Origin of the sequence: Sphingorhabdus pulchriflava (genome assembly GCF_003367235.1) — a bacterium.
GTDB lineage: Bacteria > Pseudomonadota > Alphaproteobacteria > Sphingomonadales > Sphingomonadaceae > Sphingorhabdus_B > Sphingorhabdus_B pulchriflava.
In genome coordinates this window covers 736022-759101 of sequence record NZ_QRGP01000001.1, presented here as the reverse complement: position 1 = coordinate 759101, position 23080 = coordinate 736022, and the positions used below count along the sequence as shown (strand labels likewise).

20 protein-coding genes and 1 pseudogene are annotated in these 23080 nt (G+C 56.5%); 11 read left to right on the top strand and 10 right to left on the bottom strand.

Features of this window, described 5'->3' with window-relative positions:
* The first annotated feature begins 13 nt into the window (after window positions 1-13).
* The gene (locus DXH95_RS03860) at window positions 14-1543 is read left to right on the top strand and encodes a class I adenylate-forming enzyme family protein (protein ID WP_239016530.1); all 1530 of its coding nucleotides are present in this window, start codon (window positions 14-16) and stop codon (window positions 1541-1543) included.
* Window positions 1544-1558: 15 nt separating this feature from the next.
* Here the strand turns inward: DXH95_RS03860 and DXH95_RS03855 are convergent, their stop codons facing one another.
* The 3 genes from DXH95_RS03855 to DXH95_RS03845 are packed head-to-tail and all read right to left on the bottom strand — an operon-like array spanning window position 1559 to window position 4979.
* A complete protein-coding gene (locus DXH95_RS03855) occupies window positions 1559-2632 on the bottom strand; it encodes an NADH:flavin oxidoreductase (RefSeq protein ID WP_115548113.1) in 1074 nt (357 codons plus the stop codon).
* Between the two features lie 27 nt (window positions 2633-2659).
* Complete coding sequence (locus tag DXH95_RS03850; RefSeq protein ID WP_115548112.1) at window positions 2660-3871, bottom strand: acyl-CoA dehydrogenase family protein; 1212 nt, start codon at window positions 3869-3871, stop codon at window positions 2660-2662.
* A gap of 1 nt (window position 3872) precedes the next feature.
* Window positions 3873-4979 (bottom strand): acyl-CoA dehydrogenase family protein, encoded by a 1107-nt coding sequence (locus DXH95_RS03845; RefSeq protein ID WP_115548111.1) that lies wholly within the window; start codon window positions 4977-4979, stop codon window positions 3873-3875.
* An 86-nt stretch (window positions 4980-5065) separates the two neighbouring features.
* Here DXH95_RS03845 and DXH95_RS03840 point away from each other — a divergent pair, with 86 nt between their 5' ends.
* Genes DXH95_RS03840 through DXH95_RS03795 form a run of 10 tightly spaced genes read left to right on the top strand, consistent with a single transcriptional unit; the run spans window position 5066 to window position 16186 of the window.
* Window positions 5066-5863: an enoyl-CoA hydratase/isomerase family protein gene (locus DXH95_RS03840; protein WP_115548110.1), complete on the top strand. Its 798-nt coding sequence runs from the start codon at window positions 5066-5068 to the stop codon at window positions 5861-5863.
* A 7-nt stretch (window positions 5864-5870) separates the two neighbouring features.
* Complete coding sequence (locus DXH95_RS03835; protein WP_115548109.1) at window positions 5871-6959, top strand: acyl-CoA dehydrogenase family protein; 1089 nt, start codon at window positions 5871-5873, stop codon at window positions 6957-6959.
* The gene (locus DXH95_RS03830) at window positions 6956-8161 is read left to right on the top strand and encodes an acyl-CoA dehydrogenase family protein (RefSeq protein WP_115548108.1); all 1206 of its coding nucleotides are present in this window, start codon (window positions 6956-6958) and stop codon (window positions 8159-8161) included. The genes DXH95_RS03835 and DXH95_RS03830 overlap by 4 nt, the downstream gene beginning before the upstream one ends.
* Before the next feature lie 11 nt (window positions 8162-8172).
* Entirely contained in the window at window positions 8173-9423 is a 1251-nt protein-coding gene (locus tag DXH95_RS03825) for an acetyl-CoA C-acetyltransferase (protein WP_115548107.1), read from the top strand.
* 11 nt (window positions 9424-9434) lie between these two features.
* Window positions 9435-10352 (top strand): SDR family NAD(P)-dependent oxidoreductase, encoded by a 918-nt coding sequence (locus DXH95_RS03820; RefSeq protein ID WP_181883561.1) that lies wholly within the window; start codon window positions 9435-9437, stop codon window positions 10350-10352.
* A 10-nt stretch (window positions 10353-10362) separates the two neighbouring features.
* Window positions 10363-11205, top strand: a complete 843-nt coding sequence (locus DXH95_RS03815) for a MaoC family dehydratase (RefSeq protein ID WP_115548106.1) — start codon at window positions 10363-10365, stop codon at window positions 11203-11205.
* Window positions 11202-12653, top strand: a complete 1452-nt coding sequence (locus DXH95_RS03810; RefSeq protein WP_115548105.1) for a hydroxymethylglutaryl-CoA synthase family protein — start codon at window positions 11202-11204, stop codon at window positions 12651-12653. Before DXH95_RS03815 ends, DXH95_RS03810 begins: the two co-directional genes overlap by 4 nt.
* On the top strand, window positions 12653-13861 hold the full coding sequence (locus DXH95_RS03805) for an acetyl-CoA acetyltransferase (protein WP_115549382.1): 1209 nt from the start codon (window positions 12653-12655) through the stop codon (window positions 13859-13861). Before DXH95_RS03810 ends, DXH95_RS03805 begins: the two co-directional genes overlap by 1 nt.
* A 10-nt stretch (window positions 13862-13871) precedes the next feature.
* Entirely contained in the window at window positions 13872-15035 is a 1164-nt protein-coding gene (locus tag DXH95_RS03800) for an acyl-CoA dehydrogenase family protein (protein ID WP_115549381.1), read from the top strand.
* Window positions 15032-16186: an acyl-CoA dehydrogenase family protein gene (locus DXH95_RS03795; protein ID WP_420822274.1), complete on the top strand. Its 1155-nt coding sequence runs from the start codon at window positions 15032-15034 to the stop codon at window positions 16184-16186. The genes DXH95_RS03800 and DXH95_RS03795 overlap by 4 nt, the downstream gene beginning before the upstream one ends.
* A 150-nt stretch (window positions 16187-16336) precedes the next feature.
* On the opposite strand, the pseudogene DXH95_RS16200 reads toward DXH95_RS03795, so the two are convergent.
* The 7 genes and pseudogenes from DXH95_RS16200 to cysD form a co-directional block, all read right to left on the bottom strand.
* Window positions 16337-16477 (bottom strand): annotated as a pseudogene (locus DXH95_RS16200) (helix-turn-helix domain-containing protein); the annotation flags it as partial.
* A 252-nt stretch (window positions 16478-16729) separates the two neighbouring features.
* Entirely contained in the window at window positions 16730-17959 is a 1230-nt protein-coding gene (locus DXH95_RS03785; protein ID WP_115548103.1) for an NAD(P)/FAD-dependent oxidoreductase, read from the bottom strand.
* Between the two features lie 20 nt (window positions 17960-17979).
* A complete protein-coding gene (locus tag DXH95_RS03780) occupies window positions 17980-18879 on the bottom strand; it encodes an HpcH/HpaI aldolase/citrate lyase family protein (RefSeq protein WP_115548102.1) in 900 nt (299 codons plus the stop codon).
* On the bottom strand, window positions 18876-19331 hold the full coding sequence (locus DXH95_RS03775) for a MaoC family dehydratase (RefSeq protein WP_115548101.1): 456 nt from the start codon (window positions 19329-19331) through the stop codon (window positions 18876-18878). Before DXH95_RS03775 ends, DXH95_RS03780 begins: the two co-directional genes overlap by 4 nt.
* A 118-nt stretch (window positions 19332-19449) precedes the next feature.
* Window positions 19450-20202, bottom strand: coding sequence for a 3'(2'),5'-bisphosphate nucleotidase CysQ (locus DXH95_RS03770; protein WP_239016529.1), 753 nt, complete (start codon window positions 20200-20202; stop codon window positions 19450-19452).
* Window positions 20199-22124: a sulfate adenylyltransferase subunit CysN gene (gene cysN, locus DXH95_RS03765; protein ID WP_115548100.1), complete on the bottom strand. Its 1926-nt coding sequence runs from the start codon at window positions 22122-22124 to the stop codon at window positions 20199-20201. The genes DXH95_RS03770 and cysN overlap by 4 nt, the downstream gene beginning before the upstream one ends.
* Window positions 22124-23029 carry a sulfate adenylyltransferase subunit CysD gene (gene cysD, locus DXH95_RS03760; protein ID WP_115548099.1) on the bottom strand — a complete coding sequence of 302 codons (906 nt, stop codon included), beginning with the start codon at window positions 23027-23029 and terminating at the stop codon, window positions 22124-22126. Before cysD ends, cysN begins: the two co-directional genes overlap by 1 nt.
* Window positions 23030-23080: the final 51 nt, after the last annotated feature.

Sequence of the window (23080 nt, the reverse complement as noted above, 5' to 3'; positions counted from 1 at the left end):
AGCAGGATTCCTAATGGGCAACGCGGACTATTTCACCGATCCAGTTTCGGGCATCACCGTCCGCAGAATAAGCGATGCCCTGAAAGTTAGGGCGCACCATCAACCCGACGAAATCGCGCATTCCGATGGCACACGCGATCTAACCTATGCCCAATGGGACAAGGCCGTAGACGAAGTAGCGGGCGGATTGGCAGCGGCTGGTTTGCAGCCCGGAGACCGGGTTTTCCTCGCAATCAGCAACAGCTTTGTCCTCGAAATGGTGATAGCCGTATTTGCCTGCTTTCGCTGCGGGGGTATTGCCTGCCCGATCAATGTCCGCCTGTCGCCCAAGGAAATCGCCGATTATGGCGCGCTGTGCGAACCCCGCTTTGCCATTACTGAAACCAACAAATTGGTCGCCGGTTTGGACCTTACCGGTAGCTGGCATCCGACAGAAATGCCGCGAAATCTGTCTGCATTGCCCGACCAATCTACTCTGGATCCCAAGGCAGATGCCGAAATTCTTGGCACAAGTGGCACAACGGGCAAGATCAAGGGCGTCGTCATTTCGCACCCTGACCTGATGAATGGCGGAGTGACCGGGCTGAATCGCGACCGTTCGACCGGGACGCTGAACGCGCTCCCCCTTACCGGCTCGGGCGGCAATCTTGGCATTGTGATGCTTCCCGCGCGCGGCGGTGCAACAGCGATAACCATGCCAAAATTTGATCCCAAAGGCTTCCTCGAATTGGCCGAAGCACGCAAGCCGATGCTGCTTTATCTTGTGCCCTCGATGTTGCGGTTGGTGCTCGATCACCCGGACGTCGCGAACTATTCGATGGAAGGCATCAAGCATCTAATGACCGGCACAGCCCCGCTGCCCCATGATTCAGTCGTCCGTGCCAAGGCTTTGTGGCCGCATCTGCGGATGCGCAACAGCTATGGCATGTCCGAAGGTGGAATTGGCATTGCCACCACCAGCCAGGAACAAGTGATGAAGCCGGGATGCGTCGGTAAACTGCCCGAACATATGGAATTGCGTGACGAAGCCGGAAACAAGATAACCGAGCCCGGCGTGGTTGGTGAGATTTACGGCATCCAGAAAAACCCGCGTCGCTACTGGCGTGATGAGGAGGCCACTGCAACGACCTTCACTGGAGGGTGGACCCGCACCGGCGATCTTGGTTATGTCGATGAAGATGGCGACCTGATCATGGCCGGCCGCTCCAAGGAACTGATCATTCGGGGCGGCTATAATATTACGCCACTGGAAATAGAAACTGTCCTGCACCAATTCCCAGCTGTGCAGCAGGCTGCCGTGGTTGGTATCGATCATGACATTCTGGGCGAAGACGTTGCAGCGGCCATTACCCTACGTCCGGGAACAACTGCCACTGCCGAAGAAGTTATCGCTTATGCGCGTGAGCACCTAGCCGACAACAAGGTGCCACGGACTTTGCTGGTACTGGATGACATGCCCCTTAACCCGAACGGAAAAATCCTGAAGAAGGATTTGAAGCCTGTTTTGCAAGCGGCGGCCAAAGAGCGGAAAAAGGCAGCCTGAAACACTGGCTTTAGCTTAGTCTGCTACAAAATCAGGCCAAGTTGCCATATAATCGACGAAGGATTCAGATAGCCCCTCGGCGCGGAGATGTTCACGCATCACAGGTCGGGCGATTGCTTCAAACCTGCTGTCCGCTTGCATCTTTTCCGGGAAATCATGGTGCAGGATTGCGGCCCGGCCAAGCAGGACAAAATCCGCGCCTATCTCGAGACACCGACGCACATCTGCTGCAGACATGATCTTGCCGGCAACCCCTAACGCAGTGCTACCCCGTTCTAACTCCGTAAACCATTCAATGAGTGGCCGTTTGGAAAATTCGGATTCAATTGGTGTTTTGAAGCAATTCCACAGCGACATGTCGAGATAGTCGATCTTGCCCGACGTCATTAGGTCTTCCGCAAGCTCCAAAGCCTCGCGCGTGGCGATCCCATGCCGCTCCGGCGAGAGGCGCAATCCGAGTTGAAAGTCTGCTCCTGTCTTTTCACGAACTCCATCAATGATGGTATCAAGAAAACGTCGACGATTGGCGAAACTTCCGCCCCAGCCATCGCTGCGCAGATTGCCGGTATCGAGAAACTGACAAATCAAATAACTATGCGCTCCGTGGAGCTCTACGCCATCGAAGCCAGCTTTTTCAGCACGAACAGCAGCTGTGATAAATGCCTCGATTGCGGCTTCGACTTCAGCAGTAGACATGGCACGTGCGCCCGTTTGAACGTCCTCGAACGGCCCCATTGGTTGCTGCCCTGTAAGTTCCGCTGGAGCTCGCCAACCGGCATGATGCAATTGCACCGACGAGAGGCTTCCACGCTGGCGGATGGCATTTGCCAATTGCCTGAGGCCGGGAAGATGCTCGTCGGAGAAAACACCCAACTGACCTTTAAACCCCTGCCCGGCTGGCAATACATGTGCAGCTGCGGTCATGGTCAGACCAAAGCCACCTTCAGCGCGTTTTGACAGCCAATGGATCTCATCATCGGACAAAGTACCGTCAGCATGGCTTTGCATATTGGTCAGCGGCGCCAGCATAAAGCGGTTCTTCATCGCTGGCCCGCGTCGCAACGCCAGCGGCGCAAATGGATCGGTCAACCTGTTTCCCCTGAAGATTTTGGAGGTTTATTTCAGTGCCTCGAATGGCACATCCTTGTCCATCCGGATTTCTCCGGGCATGCCAAGCACACGTTCCGCGATTTGATTTTTGAGCACCTCGTCGGCACCGCCCGCGATACGCATCACCGTCGACCAGATATAATCATATTGGATCGACCGAGTCAGTGTATCATCGATACTCGGTGCGATGGCATCCAGTCCCCGCAATTCCATGGCAAGCCCGCTCGTCTTTTGCAGACGGCTGGCGTAGGACATCTTGATCATTCCCGCGAGCGCGCCGGGATTTTCGCCGCGGCTGACCATGGTGCGAAGACGGGCCTCCAGATATTTCGCTCCTTGCTCTTCCGCCATTGCCTGGGCAAGCGCAGCACGTATGCTGCCGCTGTCTAGCGCGGTGCCGCCATTCATTCCCGGCGTCGATGCGGCATAGTCGAGAAGGGGCGAGACCTGCGCCTTGTGGCTACCGCTGCCGAGCCTTTCGCCCATCAGCACCGTCATGCAGACGCCCCAGCCGCCGCCTACGTCGCCGATGCGGTTGCTGTCCGGGATGCGGACATCGGTAAGAAATGTCTCGTTAAAATCGCTTGCACCCGAAATCTGGCGGATCGGGCGGATCTCAATCCCGGGCGACTTCATGTCGACCACGAAAAATGTCAGCCCCTTATGCTTGGGCACCGAGGGATCAGTCCGAACTATAAGGATGCCCCAGTCGCTGCGGTGTGCCCAGCTTGACCAGACTTTCTGGCCGTTGACGATCCAGTCATCACCCTCCTTCACCGCCTTGGTGCGCAAATTGGCAAGGTCGGAACCGGCAGAGGGTTCTGAAAAAAGCTGGCACCAAGTGAGTTCGCCCTTCAATGTCGGTTCAATGAATTTCTGGCGTTGTTCTTCAGTACCGTGCTTGGCAATCGCTGCAATCGCCATGCCAAGACCAATCCCGATATAGGGGCCCTTGGGGAGGTGATATTGCGCCTCTTCCTCGGAAAAAACCACGGCCTCAATGACACTGCCGCCGCGGCCGCCCAACGCTTTGGGGAAGGTGATACCGGCATAGCCGCCATCATAAACAGCACGTTGCCATGCACGACCGCGCTGCACCTCTTCAGTGTCATCAAGCGCGACGCCCTGCGGGATGACATGGGCCGGAGCGTTTGCAGCCAGCCATGCGCGCACTTCGGTTCGGAATGCGGCTTCTTCGGGAGTATCGTTAAAGTCCATATTACGCTGCCTTCCCCGAGGAGATTTGGCCTTGAAGTCCAGGCTGGTGGTTGATCAACCTATCGGTCCAATAGTCGCGACCACCCAATCCCAAAGCCAGCGTCCGCTCGCGCCGGTAATAGAAATGGCAATTGGCTTCCTGCGTATAGCCAATACCACCATGTACTTGCAGATTTTCGCGTGCGCCGTTTTCAAATGCGGTCAATGCTGTCAGCCGGGCGGCGGAGGCGGAGGCGGGCAAATCGTCAGGTGATTCATCCGCTGCCCATGCCCCGAAATAGGCGTTGGAACGAGCGAGTTCGACCTCGACCGCAAGCTCGGCCAATTTGTGTTTGATCGCCTGAAAGGACGCAAGTGAGCGTCCAAAAATCTGCCGATCGAGTGCATAGTCGCGCGCCATGGTCAGACACGCTTCTGCCGCGCCAGTTGCTTCAAAGGCTGCCTGTACCGCTGCACGATCAAGCAGAGTGGCAAGCACATTCTTACCTGGCATCATCTCCGCCGCTGCATCTGCAAAATCGATGCGGTAATGAGCGCGCAACTGATCGAAGCTCTCAAGCTTGGTACGCGTGACGCCAGATTGGTTAAGGTCAACGAGCGCCAAGCCACCGCCCGCCACGAGTACGACTGCAAGCTGGGCTATTCCGGCATCCGCAACCGGAGTCTTTGACCCGTTCAACTTTGCGCCTTCCAGCTTTACACCTGTCGCAAAACTCGGCCCGGGTCCCTCGGCGTAGGCAAAGGTGCCTACAACTTCACCCGAAGCTAATTTGGGCAGCCATTCGGCCTTTTGTATGTCGCTTCCTGCCAGACGGATTGCGTCGGCGCATAAAATGATCGACGAATAATAGGGAACCGCTGCATTGCAGCGCCCAAGCTCTTGGGCAATAACACCCAGATCAAGCGCCGACATTCCCAAGCCCCCGAACGACTCCGGGATTGCCACGCCAAGGAACCCCATTTCGCCCAGTTCGCGCCAAAGTGATTCGTCCCATTCGGCACCTGCATCGATCAGCGCACGCAAATGATCATATGGCGAACGCTCGGAAAGCAGCCCGCGCGCTTGCTCAGCCAGCATTTTCTGTTCATCAGATAAGTCAAAATTCATCGCAGGGCTTGTCCTCCACTATCTCTCTATGTCATAGCGAGTTGTATAACTAGGTCAACCATGCGGATAGCCCGCAGGAGAGTCAGATGCAGTACGAAACCATCCTCGTCGATGTCGCTGATCATGTCGCGACGATCACAATCAACCGACCAGAGGCCATGAACAGCTTCACCAAGCAGATGATGGACGAATTTGAATATCTGTGGAAGTGGGTCGGTGCGAACGATGACATCCACTGCTGCGTCCTCCGCGCCGCGCCCGGCAAGGCCTGGTGCACCGGCGTAGACGTGAAAGCGTCAATGCAAGGTGACCCCGTGGTCGATCTGGACAATATCTGGCATTGTGAAGACCCCGGCAACTATCTCGGCCCCAAATCGATGAATTGCTGGAAGCCCGTGATTGCGGCGGTGCATGGTATGGCAGCAGGAGGCGCCTTCTATTGGCTCAATGAAGCAGACATCATCATCTGTTCTGAAGACGCGACCTTTTTTGACCCGCATGTAACCTATGGCATGACCAGCGCGCTTGAACCCATTGGCATGACCTATAAGCTGCCATTGCAAGATGTGCTGCGCATGGTGCTTCTCGGCAATGACGAACGTATCGGTGCAGGCACGGCGTTGCGCATCGGCCTCGTCAGCGAGATCACAAAGCTCGAGGATCTTTGGCCGCGCGCGCAAGAACTGGCCGCAACTATCGCCGCAAAACCACCAGCGGCGACTGCGGGTTCCGTGAAGGCAATCTGGCAAAGTCTGGATTTGCCCCGCTCGGTCGCGTTGCAATTGGGGTTGAAATATTGCCAGATCGGCAACCCGGTGGGTGTGCCTCAAGTGGACCGTGCTGCCCTGATGGCAGACAAGGCCAAAAAATATACAATCAGATAGGAAGACGATGTCTCTGCTCTATGACGAAGGCCAACTGGCCATCGCAACCGAATCGCGTCGCGTTCTTGAAGCGCGCATCAGTCCTGAAGCTCTGCTGCCGCTGCTGGAGCTGCAAGGCGCGTTCCACGAAGCCTATTGGGATACCGCAAAGGAACAGGGCTGGACAGCGCTTGCGTTGCCGGAAGCCTATGGCGGATTGGAACTGTCACTGGTCGAATTGGGGCTTATTGCGCACCAAGCCGGGCGATCGCTTTCGGGCGCACCATTCCTTACCTCCTCCTTCGGCGCGGCCCGCGCAATTCTGGATTATGGCAGCAACGCAGTGCGTGAAGAGTGGCTCCCCAAATTAGCGAGTGGTGAAACCATTGGTGCGGTGGCTTTTGCCGAAGCGCAAACTGTCCTCGGTACCGGTGTCCAGTTCGCGAGCGGCGCCATCACAGGCACCAAGTCGGGCGTTTCAGCTGGTTTGAAAGCTGATGTAGCCATAATATTGGCAAATGATGGGGGCGAGGCCGCTCTGGTTGTTGCAGACCTTAATGGCGTCACACGTTCCGCTTTCAACAGCTTTGACAACAGCCGCTGTGCTGCCGATTTGGTGTTTGCGGGCACAGCCGCCAACGAGCTGGCGCGGGGACAGGCAGCGATTGATGCTGCACTCCACATCCTTGCACTGCAGTCGGTTGTAACCGCGCATGAGCAAACCGGCGGCGCGGAGGCGCTGTTGGAGCGCGCACGCGACTATGCCAATACCCGCCGCGCATTTGGGCAGGTGATCGGCGCCTTTCAGTCGGTCAAACACCGCATCGCTGAAATGTACGGTCTGGTCGAACTGGCACGCGCGGGTGCACTCCACGCTGCCACGCGCGAAGGCCATCCAGACTTCATCAAAGCCGCCGCGGCCGCCCGTATCCAAGCGACCGACAGCTACGACACCTGCGCACGCGATTGCGTGCAAGTGCATGGTGGCATTGGCGTTACGTGGGAGGCAGGACTTCACCTCCACATGCGCCGCGCACGAACCCTCGCCATTGAACAGGGCAATCTGTTTTTCTGGGAAGATGTGCTGGTTGATCGTCTTGAAGGAGAAGCCGCATGAGTGATCTCGACGCCTTTCGCGCCCGCGCCCGTGCATGGCTTGAATCGGTTGCCCCCGTTTATGGCAAGGCCGCACAGACCCATCTGAGCTATGACGAAAAGCTGGCGCTCGGCCGCCGTTATCTTAATGCCCGTTTTGACGCCGGATTTGCAGGGATCAACTGGCCGGTTGAAATGGGTGGCCAAGGGCTGACGCATATCGAAAAGGTGGCTTTCGAAACCGAAGAAATGGCTTTCGGTATGCCCACCCATTTCTTTGGTATCTCACTCGGCATGCCTGTGCCGATGATCATGAAATATTGCGAGGACAGGGTCTGGGTAAAGGAACGCGTACTGAAAGCCTTGAAGGGCGAGGAAATCTGGTGCCAACTCTTCTCCGAACCCGCAGGTGGCTCCGATCTGGCCGGGCTACGCATGAAGGCTGAAGTTGAAGGCAATGGCTGGAAACTCAATGGCCAGAAGCTCTGGACCAGCTACGCCCAATATTCCGATTACGGCGTCATCGTCGTCCGCACCGATCCGACCGCGCAAAAGCATAAGGGGTTGACCTATTTCTGGGTGGATATGCGCGCACCGGGCGTTGAGGTTCGCCCGGTCAAGCTTGCCGGAGGCGACAGCCATGTGAATGAAGTCTTCTTTGACGATGTGAAAATCGACGACAGTCACCGCATGTCGCCGGTCGGTGGCGGCTTCGCCGTGGCAATGGCGACGCTGATGATCGAACGTTATGTCGCGACCGACAGCGGTGGCTTTGGTCCGCATCTAGATTTGTTCGTCAGTCTCGCAAAGGAGGCCAAAATCAACGGGCAACCTGCAATCAGGGATGGCCGAGTCCGCCATCAGATTGCCCGCAATTATGCCATGCGCAACGGTCTCGACGCCATCACCGCGCGCGCCATGCTGATGATGCAGGCGGGCATGGAGCCCGGACCGGAGGGTTCACTGAACAAGCTCGTTTCGGTGCGCTCTCGGCAGAAACTTTCTGAACTCGCAATAGACTTGCAGGGTACAGACGGCCTGCATTTTGACGAGCATTTGTCTGTGAAGGATAATTGGCAGACGAGCTGGATCAACGCGCCCACCGGCCGCATTGCAGGTGGTGCGGACGAAATGCTTCTCAATACCATTGCAGAGAAAATACTCGGCCTGCCGCAAGATCACCGTCCCGACAAGGGCGTCCCGTTCAACGAAATCCCTGCATAAAGGAACTTATAATGGCCGAAGCCTATATCATCGACGCCGTCCGCACCCCCCGCGGGATTGGCAAGCCCGGCAAGGGTGCATTGTCCCATCTCCACCCGCAACATCTTGGCGCGACGGTGCTGAAGGCCCTTAAAGAGCGCAATAATCTGGATACGGAAACGGTCGATGATGTCGTCTGGTCGACGTCGGTGCAAAAGGGCAAACAAGGTGGCGACGTCGGTCGCATGTCCGCTTTGGCGGCGGGCTATAGCACCAAGGCGTCGGGCATTACGCTCGACCGTTTCTGTGGCGGCGGGATAAGCTCGGTCAACATCGCTGCCGCCTCAGTGATGTCGGGTATGGAGGACTGCGTCATTGCTGGCGGCGCGGAAATGATGAGTTTGCATGCGAGTATGGCCGCAGAAGAGGCAAACGCCGGATTGAAGCCATTGGGAATGGGTGCTGGAAACCCTGCACTTGATGCCCTGCATCCCCAATCCAATCAGGGTGTATGCGGGGATGCCATTGCAGCACTTGAAGGAATCACCCGCGCCGATGTTGATGCGCTTGCATTGGAAAGCCAACGTCGAGCCGATATTGCAATCCAGGAAGGTCGATTCAACAACAGCCTGGTGACGGTTTATAATGAAGACGGCAGCGTCGCCCTGGACCATGAAGAATTTCCGCGTCCGCAAACGACCGCCGAGGGTTTGGCCGAACTTAAACCAAGCTTTGGTGCGATTGCAGATTTCGACCTTGGCGGTGGCGTGACTTTCCGCAAACAGATCCAGCGCCGTTATCCAGATTTGCAATGGGAGCCTATCCACCACGCAGGCAACAGCTCCGGTGTCGTGGATGGTGCAGCTGCTTTGCTGATCACGTCCAAAAACTATGCAGATAAACACGGGTTGAAACCGCGCGCACGGATTGTGGCCTATGCCAATGAAGGCGACGATCCCACATTGATGCTCAACGCACCGGTTCCGGCAGCAAAAAAAGTGTTGGCAAAAGCAGGTCTGAACAAAAATGACATCGACGTCTGGGAAATTAACGAGGCCTTCGCGGTCGTAGCTGAGAAATTCATTCGTGATCTGGATCTTGATCGCTCGAAGGTGAATATCAACGGCGGTGCGTGCGCACTCGGCCATCCCATCGGTGCCACCGGTTCGATGTTGATCGGTACTGCGCTCGACGAACTTGAGCGTTCGGGCGGACGATTTGGCCTCGTCACCATGTGCGCAGCGGGCGGCATGGCGCCGGCGATCATCATCGAACGTATCTGAAAGGCAAGCTGATGGCTGGAATGCTCGAAGGCAAGGTTGTTGCCGTTACGGGTGCCGGGCGTGGTGTGGGGCGTGAAATCGCGTTGCTCTGCGCACAAGAAGGCGCAAGCGTTGTCGTAAATGACCTCGGAGCATCGGCAGAAGGGGATGGCGCAGACGTTGGACCGGCGCAGGAAACCGTCAATGACATCAAGGCGGCGGGGGGCAAAGCCATCGTGAATGGCGCCAGCGTGGCGGACCCGGCGGGCGCCACTTCGATTATTGAAGATGCAGTCAAGACCTATGGCCGTATCGACGCGGTGGTCAACAATGCGGGTATCTTGCGCGATCGCATATGGCACAAGATGAGCCATGAGGACTGGAATGCCGTTATAGACGTCCACCTTAACGGCTGCTTCAACGTCTCGAAAGCGGCGACGCCTTACTTCAAAGATCAGGGTTCAGGCAGCTTCATCCACTTTACCTCGACCAGTGGGCTGATCGGCAATTTCGGGCAGGCTAACTATTCTGCGGCCAAGTTGGGCATTGTCGGACTGTCGCAGTCGATTGCGCTCGATATGGCGCGGTCCGGCGTCCGCTCCAACTGTATCGCACCGTTCGCATGGAGTCGGTTGATTGCAACGATTCCGGCGACGAACGAAGCCGAAGCCCAGCGTATCGAGCGGATGAAAACGATGAGTGCCGACAAAATAGCGCCACTTGTCGCCTTCCTCGCCTCGGACGCCTCCACTGAAGTCACCAACCAGATCTTCGGTGTGCGCAAGAATGAAATTTTCGTCTTCTCCAAGCCGCGCCCGGTGCGCACCGTCCACAAGTCGGATGGCTGGACGGTCAAAAGCATCGCAGAGGAGTTTCTCCCAGCGGCGCGTCCTTTCTTCACCGACCCTACCGAACGGTCTGGCGACATCTTCGGATACGATCCAATCTAAGGAGAGCCGCATGGTTATTGATCCGGATTATCTTCTCGGCCGCGATCCCGTCGTCATCGAGCAAAATTGGACGCAACGCGACACCATTCTCTACGCGCTAGGGATTGGTTGCGAGGAACTGGACTTCGTATTTGAAGAACGGCTGAAGGCGCTTCCGACCATGGCGGTTGTACTGGGCTATCCCGGCTTCATGTGGCGCGATCCGGCCATGGGGGCAGACTGGACAAAGATTCTCCATGGTGAGCAATCGATCATCATCCACAAGCCATTGCCGAGCGAAGGTGTGTTCATCGGCGAGAACCGGATCACGCACCTGTTTGACAAGGGAGCAGAGAAAGGCGCGATTGCGCTCGTCAAGCGCAGCATCAGGGGCAAGGACGGTACGCATTATGCTGATACTGTTGCCACAACCTTCTTGCGCGGTGATGGCGGTTTTGGCGGTTCGTCTGAAGGCGCACCCGTCCCGCACCCAGTGCCGACGGACCGTGCACCCGATCTGTCCGAAGCATTGAAGACTGCGAACAACGCGGCGCTGATCTATCGCCTATCAGGCGATCTCAATCCACTCCACATCGATCCGGAAGTCGCCCAATCCGCAGGGTTTGATCGCCCGATCCTTCACGGCTTGGCAACTCTGGGTGTGGTTGGACGAAGCCTGATATCCGAACTTATGGACAATGATCCCGCGCGCCTCAAACGGATGAACGCCCGTTTTTCAAAGCCGGTCTTCCCGGGTGAAACAATCCGCACAGACATCTGGCGGGAGGGCGACGGCAAAGCCGCGTTCCAGGCCTTTAGCGTGGAGCGCGATACGATGGTGCTCAACAATGGCTATGTGGAATTTGCGGCATGAGTGAAACCGGCATCCTGGCGTTCGGTGCCTATATCCCGAAGCGCCGCCTGCAACGCGCGGCAATCCACGCATTCAATGGTTGGTTTGCTGGCGGACTTCGAGGTCTGGCCAAGGGTGAAAAGGCCGTCGCAAACTGGGATGAAGACGCGATCACCATGGGGGTGGAAGCGGCGCGCGATTGCCTGACGGGACTGGATCGCACCATCGTGCAGCGCGTGACGCTGGCTTCCACCACCCTGCCCTTTGCAGACCGGCTGAATGCGGGCGTGGTGAAGGAAGCGCTGGCGCTAGCCGACGCCACCGGCGCCAATGACGCGGCGGGCTCTCTCCGCGCGGGTAGTTCCTCCCTGATGCAAGCGCTTGACGGGCAGGCCACGCAGCTTGTCATCGCATCGGACAACCGCAAGGCCAAGCCAGCCTCTGAAGCCGAAATGAACTATGGCGATGCTGCTGGCGCCATGCTTGTTGGCCAAGGCAATGTCATTGCACGCTATCTGGGCGGCCACAGTCTCACCATCGATTTCGTCGATCATTTCCGCAGCAGCGGCAGTGATTTCGATTATGCATGGGAAAGCCGCTGGATCCGGGATGAAGGCTATGCCGCCATTCTGGGCAAGGCGCTGAAGAATGGCCTCGGCAAGCTGGGGCTGGACGGTACCGCGATTGATCATGCCGTCATCGCCGTGCCAGTGAAGGGCGTTCCTGAACAACTGGCGAAGAAGGCAGGCATCCGCCCCGAAGTCTGCTCCGATCCGCTGATGGCGGTCGTTGGCGACAGCGGGGCCGCACACCCGCTCGTGATGCTTACCGCATGCCTTGAGAAGGCGAAGCCGGGTGAAAAGATCCTTCTCGCCAGCTTTGGACAAGGCGCAGATGTGCTGGTGTTTGAAGCAACAGAAGCGCTGACCAATCTCCCGCCACGCTGGGGTGTTTCAGGACATCTGGCGTTCCGTCAGGATGACAGCAATTACGGCCGCTACCTGTTCCACCGCAATCTGCTGCGTTTGGAAAAGGGCATCCGCGCCGAGATGGATCAGAAGCAGCCAGGCACAACTTTGTTCCGCCAGCGCAAGGCAGTGCTGGGGCTAATTGGTGGACGCTGTACCAAGACGGGCACGGTCCAGTTCCCCAAGACCGAGATCAACGTGAACCCAAATGATCGCGCGCAAGGCACACAGGAAGATTATCCGTTAGCTGAACGTTATGCAAAAGTGATCGCATTCACGGCCGACAATCTCACCTTCTCGCCCGATCCGCCGAGCTTTTATGGCACCATCGATTTTGAAGGCGGCGGGCGACTGGTGACGGAATTCGCCGATGTTTGCGCAGATGAGATCGAAGTCGGCGTCGAGATGCGTATGGTCTTTCGTATCAAGGCAACGGACGACCAACGCCACTTCACCAAATATTTCTGGAAAGCCGTTCCTGTCAGCAAGGGAGACGCATGATGCCACGCGGAATCAAGGACAAGGTCGCCATTCTAGGCATGGGTTGCTCCAAGTTCGGCGAACGCTGGGACAAGGATGCAGATCAGTTGATGGTTGAGGCATTCGACGAAGCCTTGGTGGATGCAGGTATCGAAACCTCCCAAATCGATGCGGCCTGGCTGGGCGTCGGCTTTGATGCCCAAAATATCGGGCCATCGGGAATCCCGCTCTCGATGGCGCTGCGTCTGCCCAATATCGGTGTGACCAAAGTTGAAAATTACTGCGCCAGCGGCACCGAAAGTTTTCGGGGTGCGGTTTATGCTGTTGCGTCGGGCGCGTGCGATATTGCGCTCGCGCTGGGTGTCGAGAAGCTGAAGGATACGGGTTATGGCGGCCTTCCAGTACGGTCGCGCGGCACCACATTCGACATGATCGGCGTCACCGGTTCCGCGCCAGGAAGCTTTGCGCAGATTGCCTCCGCCTATCGCGCCAAGCACGGCGTATCACGCGATGACCTAAAACGTGCCATCGCCCATGTCTCAGTCAAGAGTCACGCCAATGGAGCAAAGAACCCCAAAGCGCATCTGCAAAAGGCGGTCGATATCGACACGGTACTCAACGCTCCGATGATCGCTGATCCGCTCGGCCTATATGACTGCTGCGGGGTATCGGACGGCGCGGCCTGTGCCATCGTCACAACGCCCGAAATCGCCAAAGCATTAGGCAAGCAGGAGCTCGTAACGATCAAGGCCCTGCAAATCTCCGCCTCCAACGGATGGGAAATGCAGCAAGGCGGTGGTTGGGATGGCAGCTATTTCCACACAACCCGCATTGCTGCAGCCAAAGCGTATGAGGAAGCGGGCATTACCAAGCCGCGCGAACAGGTTAGCCTGATGGAGGTGCATGACTGCTTCTCGATTACCGAACTGGTGACAATGGAAGACCTTTATATTTCCAAAGAAGGCGAAGGCTGGAAAGACGTCCGCGACGGCTTTTTCGATGCGGATGGCAGCATCCCCTGCCAGATTGACGGTGGCCTCAAATGCTTCGGCCACCCAATCGGGGCGTCGGGCCTGCGGATGATCTACGAAAACTACCTGCAACTGCTCGGCCGCGCCGGTGACCGGCAACGGCAGGACAATCCCGTATTTGCGCTCTCTCATAATCTGGGAGGGCAACCCGTACAGAATGTTTCAGCCGTAGCCATTGTCGGCCTGCACGGCGCATAAGGAAGAAAAGATGAGTGGTATGGACCAAGACGTATTTGACGCCTTTCTGGAACAGTTGAAGCGCTATGTGCGCGAAAGGCTAGTCCCGGCTGAAAAGCAAATTCTCGAAACCGACGTCATCCCTGATGAAATCATGAAAGAGATGCGCGACATGGGGTTGTTCGGCCTAACCATGCCAGAAGAATTTGGCGGGGCAGGCATGAACATCAGCCAATACACCCGCACCATCCGCGAGCTGAGCTACGCCATGCCTTGCTATCGCTCGATCACGTCGATCAATATCGGCATGGTCTGCTCTGCGCTGATGAAGGGCGGGACGGCGGAACAGAAAGCCGAGTGGTTGCCGCGTCTGGCCGGTGGCGAGATTGCAAGCTTTGGGTTGACCGAGCCGGGGTCAGGATCTGACTCCGCTGCGATGCAGACGATGGCGACGCGTTCCGGCAATGGCTATGTGCTGAATGGCACCAAGCGTTACATCACCAATGCCCCCTTCGCGAATGTCGCACTCATCATGGCGCGGACTTCGAAGGAAGCGCTTCCCAAAAATGCGCATGTTTCTGCCTTCCTCGTACCAATGGATACACCGGGCATAAGCGTCGGCAAGTCGGACAAGAAGATGGGACAGGCCGGATCACACATTGCCGACATCATCATGGAAGACGTCCATGTCCCTGGCGACGCGCTGCTGGGTGGTGAGGAAGGCAAGGGATTTGTGACCGCTATGCAAAGCCTCGACAATGGTCGGTTGTCCGTGGGGTCTGCAGCTGCCGGCTATGCACGCCGCGCGCTAGACAGTGCGATGCGCTATGCCAATGAACGCAAGGCCTTTGGCGAGCCAATTGCCAATTTCCAGCTGATCCAGCAGATGCTGGCAGATAGCGAGATTGAAATCTACGCAGCGGAATGCATGCTCGAAGACGCAGCCCGCCGTGCCGATGCCGGTGAGAACATCCTGCGCAAGGCTGCCGCCGCCAAGGTCTTCGCATCTGAAATGTGCGGCCGCGTGGTCGATCGGGTCGTGCAGATTTATGGCGGTGCCGGTTACCTCGCTGAATATGATGCCGAACGCTTTTTTCGCGATAGTCGCATCTACCGCATCTACGAAGGCACAACGCAGATCCTCCAATTGCAGATTGCAAAACATATGCTGCGCGAATGGAGTGCCAGTGCGTGACCCACGATTACACCGCCATCCGCGAAGAAGTTGCCAAGCTGTGCGCGGGGTATCCCGGCGAATATTGGCGTGCGAAGGATAAGGATCGCGCCTATCCATCCGAGTTTGTGACAGCCTTGGGCGCAGCAGGCTATCTCGCCGCCCTGATCCCGGAAGAATATGGCGGTGCTGGCCTGCCGCTATCGGCGGCAGCAGCGATCCTTGAAGAAGTCCAGAAGCAGGGCTGCAACGGCGGCGCGGTGCATGCGCAAATGTATATCATGGGCACGGTGCTACGTCATGGCAGCGAGGAGCAGAAGCAGCGTTACCTGCCCAAGATCGCAACCGGCGAACTGCGCCTGCAGGCCTTTGGCGTGACCGAACCGACCAGCGGCACCGATACGCTGAGCCTCAAGACCGTCGCCAAAAAGGATGGCGACCGTTACATCGTCAACGGCCAGAAAATCTGGACGAGCCGCGCCGAGCATTCGGACCTAATGCTCCTCCTCGCCCGCACCACGCCGCGCGAAGAGGCAGCGAGCCGCACCGAGGGGCTTTCGGTCTTTCTGGTGGACATGAAGGAAGCGCTGGCGGCAGGCACGCTCACCATCAATCCCATCGACACGATGATGAACCACGCGACCACCGCCGTATTCTTCGACAATATGGAGGTGCCCGCCGCCAATCTGATTGGCGAGGAGGGCAAGGGCTTCCGCTACATCCTATCAGGCATGAATGCCGAGCGTCTGCTGATCGCGGCTGAATGTATCGGCGATGCCAAATGGTTCATCGAAAAGGCGACCGCTTACGCCAAGGAGCGGGTGTTGTTCGGTCGGCCCATCGGCCAGAACCAGGGCGTCCAGTTCCCCATCGCCCGCGCTTATGCGCAGATGCGCGCCGCCGACCTGCTCGTGCAGGAAGGCATCCGCAAATATGAGGCAGGCGAGAATTGCGGCGAGGAAGCCAATATGGCGAAGATGCTCGCCGCTGAAGCCAGTTGGGCGGCGGGCGAAGCCTGTGTGCAGACGCATGGCGGGTTCGGATTTGCCGCCGAATATGATGTCGAACGCAAGTTCCGCGAAACGCGGCTCTATCAAGTCGCACCAATCAGCACGAACATGATCCTCTCCTTCGTTGCCGAGCATGTCCTCGGCCTGCCGAGGAGTTACTGATCGATCTGCTCTCAATCGAAATTGAGCACATGAGACGAACAAATTTGAATAAACTTTCGATATTCCAGACTGAATTGCAGGCATCTGATTAGATCTAAAACAACTCAACACCCAGCTCAGCCAATCAGCTCCCCCCGCCCTGACCCCTAAACAATCCGCCAGCCTCTGCACCAATGATATAGTGGGATTGCGATCTCCACGTTCAAGGTCACTGATATAGGCTTGTTGGAACTCAGCCTCGAACGCAAACTGCGACTGCGACCAGCCTTTGGCTTGTCGTAGCTTGCGCAAATTCGTCCAACACTCGCCGCTTCGGTCCAGTTCGATAGCATTAACGCTTCCGAATTACCGCCAAACGCGGTTTCCCTCTTCTTATTCATCAAATGCGCTCTGTCACGATCAAACAGCGATCATGATAGCAGCCTACCCTTCTCGATAGAGAAACAAAGACAACTACGGAAGTTGATGGACTTACTGACACCCTTTAATCAGTAGGTCGCTGGTTCGAATCCAGCAGGGCTCACCACTTCCCGATGTGGACAATCAAGCCGGAAGCAACTCCTTGAGAGGAGTAGCTGCATCGGAGAGCAACGCCGGATCGATCTTTGCGCCAGCCTCAACCAGTTTGCGCCCTTGCACATAGTCTTTGACCATGTTTACGCAGTCGAGAGCGACAACTTTACCAGCCTTCAAATACACTATTGAAAAACTGCGCGTGGCAGGATCACCTCGCAACACGCTTTGGTCATGGCCGGTCGACAGGCCTACCGTCTGTAGTTTCAGATCATATTGGTTAGACCAGAACCAGGGCGTTGCCGCATATGCATGTAGATCACCGCAAATCGCTTTGGCCGCGATGCTGGCCTGATCATTGGCATTCTGGACGGATTCGAGGCGAATCGTTGCGCCTTCGGCAAAGCCGTTTGCGTGTGCCGCGCAATCCCCAATCGCATAGACATGCGGCAGGCTGGTTCGGCAATGCGCGTCGACATTGACGCCGTTCCCCCCTTCAGCACCAGCGGCGATCAGCGGTTCGACGGCAGGAACGATACCTATGCCGACAATCACCATTTGCGCGGGAATCGAGCTGCCGTCCTCTAACCGAACAGCCGTGACTTTGCCTTCCAGGCCATCGATCGCGGAGACGCCAACGTTTGTGCGCAGATCTACCCCATGTGCCCGGTGTTCTGCCTCGTAAAAGGAAGACAGATCTTCACCTGCGACGCGGGCAAGTACGCGCGGCAATGCTTCAAGCAAGACCACCTTCTTGCCCAACTTGGTCAGAACTGCCGCAGCCTCCAGCCCGATATAGCCGCCGCCAATGACCACCACCTGCTCGACGTCTGGAAGCTGCCCCATTATCGCATCGGCATCGGCCCGATTGCGCACGCTATGCACTCCGGCAAGTTCGGCACCGGGACAACTAAGTGTCCTTGGGTCTCCGCCGGTCGCCCAAATAAGATCGCCGTAGATTAGTTTTTTACCATTATCCAAGGTCAGTTGTTGCGCAGCCGAATCGATAGAAATCACCGCGATCCCAAGCTTCAGCGCAACCTGTTTTTCCTCCCAGAACGCCCGCGGACGAATGCAGATGCGTTCGAACTCCTTTTCTCCCGCCATATACTCCTTGGACAGAGGCGGCCGCTCATAAGGGATTTCAGCTTCGCGTCCGACAAGGGCAATGCTGCCTGCAAAGCCAGACTGGCGCAGCGCAATGGCAGCGGAAGCACCGCCATGTCCCGCACCCACAATCACGACATCAAATTTTTCCACGACCCTGCCCCGCCTCTATTTCAAATTGCGCCAAAGGCTGTGGCCTGCGCCAAAATTCGTTCCGCCTGCTTTTTGTGCGGAATATCAACCATCTTGCCGTCCAAACCCACTGTACCTGCGCCAGGATTGGCTGCGAACGCATCGATCACGCGTTGTGCATGGCCGATTTCGTCTGCAGATGGCATAAAGCTCTCATTCACCCCGGCCACTTGAGCAGGGTGAATGCACAGGCGACCAGTAAAGCCCTCTGCCCTTGCCTCACGTGACGAGGCGCGCAGCCCATCATCATCTCGGAAATCAACATAGAGGGTGTCGATGGCCTCGACCCCGGCGGCATGCGCTGCGAGCAAGCAGAGCGAGCGCGCCATTTTATAGGTGAATGTCCATTCGCCATTGGCATCCTTGTTGGTGCTGGCACCTACAGCCGCAGCAAGGTCTTCAGCCCCCCATGTCAGCCCTACCAGCCGCTCCAGCCCCGCATATGCAAACTCGCCGAGCGAAAATGGCGCCGCTGCCGTTTCAGTGGCAACGGGCAGTATCTTGATCGAACCGGGCTCTATTCCATGCGCAACTTCGAACGCGTCGAGATAGTGCGAGAGTTGCCGGACATCTTCAGGGTCATTGGTCTTGGGCTGCACGATGCCATCGGGCGCTCCGCCAGTGATGGCCGCAAGATCATCCAGCGTTAGCCCCGTGTCGAACGGATTGACCCGCACCCAATATTGTAGGGGCCGAGCACCGCGCGGTGTTTGCTTTAGATAAGCAGCGATTAGTTCGCGCGCCAAAGCCTTGTTTTCTATCGCTACGGAATCTTCAAGATCGAATATCACCGCATCGGCACCGCAATCAGCAACTTTGGCGATTTTCTTTTCGCTGTCCCCCGGGATGAACAACATTGAACGCAGTGGAAGTGCCGTCATGATACAGGTTTCTTCCGCTGCAGCCCCGAACGTTTGCACGATGCGACCAGATCGCCATGCTGGTTGAATGCCTGATGCAGGAAGGTCACGATGCCAGCATCGGGCCGTGACTTGGATTCGCGCAGCTCAATCACTTCGCTCCTTACATTGACAGTGTCTCCGTGAAAGAGCGGTTTCGGAAAGCGGACTTCGTCCCATCCCAGATTAGCGACAGCTGTACCCAGCGTCGTATCGCCAACCGAAATACCGACCATCAACCCCAGCGTAAAAGCGCTGTTGACGATACGCGCACCAAATTCGGTGCCTTTCATATATTCTTCGTCCAAATGAAGCAGCGCTGGATTATGGGTCATCGCCGTAAAAAGGACATTGTCGGTTTCGGTCACCGTCCTGCGGATCGGATGATCGAACTCCTGTCCCACATACATTTCGTCAAACCACACACCTGGCATCGTTCACTCCCAATTGCGACTTTTGCTAGACCATGTCTTGGCGCATCACGCCAGTCATCGTTGAAGCGTCATCTGCCTATAGCAAAGTCGATGTCCAAGCCCAAATGTGCACACAATTTCAACCTTGGCGCAGGATATCCAGAACGGTTTGTGCATGGTCTTTGCGGCAAATGAGCAAATCAGGCATGTATACATCCTGCTGGTTGTACAAAAGCGGGCTGCCATCAACGCGCGAAACATGCAAACCGTGGGCCGCAGCCACAGCCGCTGGCGCGCAACTGTCCCATTCATATTGTCCGCCGGTGTGCAAATAAATGTCAGCCTCGCCTCGAACAATAGCCATGGCCTTCGCACCGGCCGAACCCATCGGGATTAGTTCGGCACCTAATTCCTCGGCAACAAAAACAGCCTCTTTAGCAGGGCGGGTGCGGCTCACGACCATGCGCAGCCTTGGGGGAGCTGTAGTAATTTCGATAAGTGAATCGGTGCGCAAGACCAGATCGAGATCCGGCAATGCAACAGCTCCCGTGGTAGGGACACCGTCGATGCTCAAACCGACATGCACGGCCCAATCGCTGCGCTGCTCCCCATATTCGCGCGTGCCATCGACCGGATCGATGATCCAGACGCGTGACTTCGAAAGGCGCGCTGCATTGTCCCGCTCTTCTTCAGACAACAGCCCGTCATCGGGCCGCTGCTCGCGGATCGCATGGCACAGAAACTGGTTGGCCGTTGCATCTCCGGCATTGCCCAATGCCTTCGCCGACAGTGCCCCGGATGCGCGGACCTGCAGCAGCAGTTTGCCTGCAACATCTGCCAGATGCGCTGCCAGTTCGGCATCGGTACGGGATGCATTCATCGCGTCACTCATTTCAAAGGCAATATCTGTTTGATGATATGTTCTGCCGCTTCTTGCACGGTCATTTCAACTGTGTTGACTCGAATTTCCGGATTTTCAGGTGCCTCGTACGGGCTATCAATGCCGGTGAAGTTCTTTAGAGCGCCGCTTCGCGCCTTTTTATAGAGACCCTTCACGTCGCGTGCCTCGGCCACCTCCAAGGGCGTATCGACAAATATCTCGATAAACTCGCCTTCGGGCAGCATCTTCCTTACCATCTCACGTTCTGCGCGGAATGGCGAGATAAAGGCTGTCAGGACGATCAGGCCTGCATCAGCCATCAGCTTGGCGACCTCGCCCACGCGGCGGATGTTTTCGATACGGTCGGCTTCGGTAAAGCCCAGATCCTTGTTCAAGCCGTGCCGCACATTATCGCCGTCGAGCAGGAATGTGTGCCGGTTCATCAGGTTGAGCTGCTTTTCAACTTCGTTGGCGATAGTCGACTTGCCGGAACCAGACAGACCTGTGAACCATAAGACACAGGGTTTCTGGTTCTTCAAACCTGCATGCGCTTCCCGGGTGATGTCGGTTGGTTGCCAGTGCACATTTTGTGCGCGGCGCAAGGAGAAGTGCAACATACCGGCGCCGACGGTTCGATTGGTGATCTTGTCGATCAGAATGAAGCCACCCAGCGCACGATTGTCAGCATAGGCTTCAAACACGATAGGTTTATCGGTCGCCAGTTCCACCACACCAATGGCGTTCAATTCCAGCGTCTTGGCCGCCAAATGCTCCATGGTATTGACGTTGACGGTATATTTCGGCTCTTGAACGGTAGCCGAAACCAATTGCGTCCCCAGCTTCAGCCAATAGGCCCGTCCGACATGCAACGGATCATCATCGAGCCAGACAATTGTGCTTTCAAACTGGTTCGATACTTCAGGCGGGGCGTCAGCGGCAGCAATCACATCGCCACGCGAGCAGTCGATCTCGTCTGCAAAGCAGATAGTGACCGATTGACCAGCAACCGCTTCGTCGAGTTCTTTGTCAAGAGTTACAATCTTTGATACCGTCGAGGTCTTTCCGGACGGTAACACACGGATCGCATCCCCCGGTTTAACTGAACCGGTTGCGATCAGGCCCGAAAATCCTCGAAAATCCAGATTTGGTCGATTGACCCATTGCACCGGCATACGCAGCGGCTTGGCTTGATCGCTCACAAGATCGATTTCGACTGTTTCCAGATGCTCGATCAAAGGTGCGCCGTGATACCAGGGCGTGTTTGGCGAATTCGCCGTGATATTGTCGCCCTTGAAACCTGAAATCGGAATTGCCGTGAAATGGTCAATGCCGATTGAGGCTGCAAAGGACATATAGTCCGCAACGATGGCTTCATAGGTGGCCTGGCTGTAGCCGATCAGGTCCATCTTATTAACTGCCAGGACGATATTCTTGATGCCAATTAACTTCGCAAGATAGCTGTGCCGCCGCGTTTGAACCAACACGCCTTTGCGCGCATCGATCAAAATGACGGCCAAGTCGGCGGTTGAAGCCCCGGTCACCATATTGCGGGTATATTGCTCATGCCCTGGGCAATCGGCGACAATGAACTTGCGTTTTTCAGTAGCAAAGAAGCGATAGGCAACATCAATTGTGATGCCCTGCTCTCGCTCAGCTGCAAGGCCATCTACCAACAATGCGAAGTCGATATCCTGCCCCTGTGTGCCGACACGCTTGCTGTCCGACTGCAGCGCTTCAAGTTGATCCTCGAAAATCATCTTGCTGTCATAAAGCAACCGCCCGATCAGCGTTGATTTGCCGTCATCAACCGATCCGCAGGTAATGAATCGCAACAAACTCTTATGCTGGTGCGTTTCCAGATAAGCGTCGATATCCTCTGCAATCAAAGCATCGGTCTTATAGATCGCGTCGATAGTTGTGTTCGGAGCGGACATCAGAAATACCCCTCCTGCTTCTTCTTTTCCATTGACGCATCGCCACCATCCTTGTCGATGATGCGGCCTTGGCGCTCACTGGTAGTGGTCAGGAGCATTTCCTGTATCACTTCCGAAAGTGTCGTCGCCTCACTCTCGACAGCCCCGGTCAGTGGATAGCAGCCCAACGTCCGAAACCGGATTGAGCGTTCAACCGGCACTTCGCCTTCGCGCAACGGGAAACGGTCATCGTCGACCATCAGTAACAATCCGTCACGCTCCACAGTCGGACGTTTGGCGCTGAAATAAAGCGGTACGATCGGGATGTCGTTCAGATGGATATATTGCCAGATATCCAGTTCGGTCCAATTCGAGATCGGAAAAACCCTGATACTCTCACCCTTCGATTTGCGGGCGTTGTAGAGGTTCCACAATTCAGGCCGCTGATTCTTCGGGTCCCAGCCATGGCTCGCTGTACGGAAAGAGAATATGCGTTCCTTGGCACGGCTTTTTTCTTCGTCCCGACGTGCACCGCCAAATGCGGCATCAAAGCCATATTTGTCGAGAGCCTGCTTTAGTCCCTCTGTCTTCCACATATCTGTGTGGAGCGGGCCGTGGTCGAACGGGTTGATCCCTCGCGCTTTCGCCTCGGGGTTCTGATAAACCAGCAGCTCCATGCCACTCTCCTGCGCCATCCGGTCGCGAAGCTTGTACATCTCCTGAAACTTCCAGGTGGTGTCGACATGCAGCAACGGAAAAGGCGGCGGTGAAGGATAGAATGCTTTCCGGGCGAGATGCAGCATCACGGCACTGTCCTTGCCAACAGAATAGAGCATAACCGGCTTCTCAGCTTCGGCAACCACCTCCCGCATGATGTGGATTGCCTCAGCTTCAAGCCGTTCCAAATGAGTCAATTTGCGCGTCATGGATGCGCTTTTGCTGCAATTGCCGGTTCAGGCAACCAAGGAAAATTGGGG

Coding starts and splice junctions, on each gene's coding strand:
- DXH95_RS03805 (WP_115549382.1), top strand. CDS start 12,653: ATGCCACGCGGAATCAAGGACAAGGTCGCCATTCTAGGCATGGGTTGC.
- DXH95_RS03820 (WP_181883561.1), top strand. CDS start 9,435: ATGGCTGGAATGCTCGAAGGCAAGGTTGTTGCCGTTACGGGTGCCGGG.
- DXH95_RS03800 (WP_115549381.1), top strand. CDS start 13,872: ATGAGTGGTATGGACCAAGACGTATTTGACGCCTTTCTGGAACAGTTG.
- DXH95_RS03860 (WP_239016530.1), top strand. CDS start 14: ATGGGCAACGCGGACTATTTCACCGATCCAGTTTCGGGCATCACCGTC.
- DXH95_RS03780 (WP_115548102.1), bottom strand. CDS start 18,879: ATGACGGCACTTCCACTGCGTTCAATGTTGTTCATCCCGGGGGACAGC.
- DXH95_RS03845 (WP_115548111.1), bottom strand. CDS start 4,979: ATGAATTTTGACTTATCTGATGAACAGAAAATGCTGGCTGAGCAAGCG.
- DXH95_RS03810 (WP_115548105.1), top strand. CDS start 11,202: ATGAGTGAAACCGGCATCCTGGCGTTCGGTGCCTATATCCCGAAGCGC.
- cysN (WP_115548100.1), bottom strand. CDS start 22,124: ATGTCCGCTCCGAACACAACTATCGACGCGATCTATAAGACCGATGCT.
- DXH95_RS03815 (WP_115548106.1), top strand. CDS start 10,363: ATGGTTATTGATCCGGATTATCTTCTCGGCCGCGATCCCGTCGTCATC.
- DXH95_RS03775 (WP_115548101.1), bottom strand. CDS start 19,331: ATGCCAGGTGTGTGGTTTGACGAAATGTATGTGGGACAGGAGTTCGAT.
- DXH95_RS03825 (WP_115548107.1), top strand. CDS start 8,173: ATGGCCGAAGCCTATATCATCGACGCCGTCCGCACCCCCCGCGGGATT.
- DXH95_RS03850 (WP_115548112.1), bottom strand. CDS start 3,871: ATGGACTTTAACGATACTCCCGAAGAAGCCGCATTCCGAACCGAAGTG.
- DXH95_RS03830 (WP_115548108.1), top strand. CDS start 6,956: ATGAGTGATCTCGACGCCTTTCGCGCCCGCGCCCGTGCATGGCTTGAA.
- cysD (WP_115548099.1), bottom strand. CDS start 23,029: ATGACGCGCAAATTGACTCATTTGGAACGGCTTGAAGCTGAGGCAATC.
- DXH95_RS03840 (WP_115548110.1), top strand. CDS start 5,066: ATGCAGTACGAAACCATCCTCGTCGATGTCGCTGATCATGTCGCGACG.
- DXH95_RS03770 (WP_239016529.1), bottom strand. CDS start 20,202: ATGAGTGACGCGATGAATGCATCCCGTACCGATGCCGAACTGGCAGCG.
- DXH95_RS03835 (WP_115548109.1), top strand. CDS start 5,871: ATGTCTCTGCTCTATGACGAAGGCCAACTGGCCATCGCAACCGAATCG.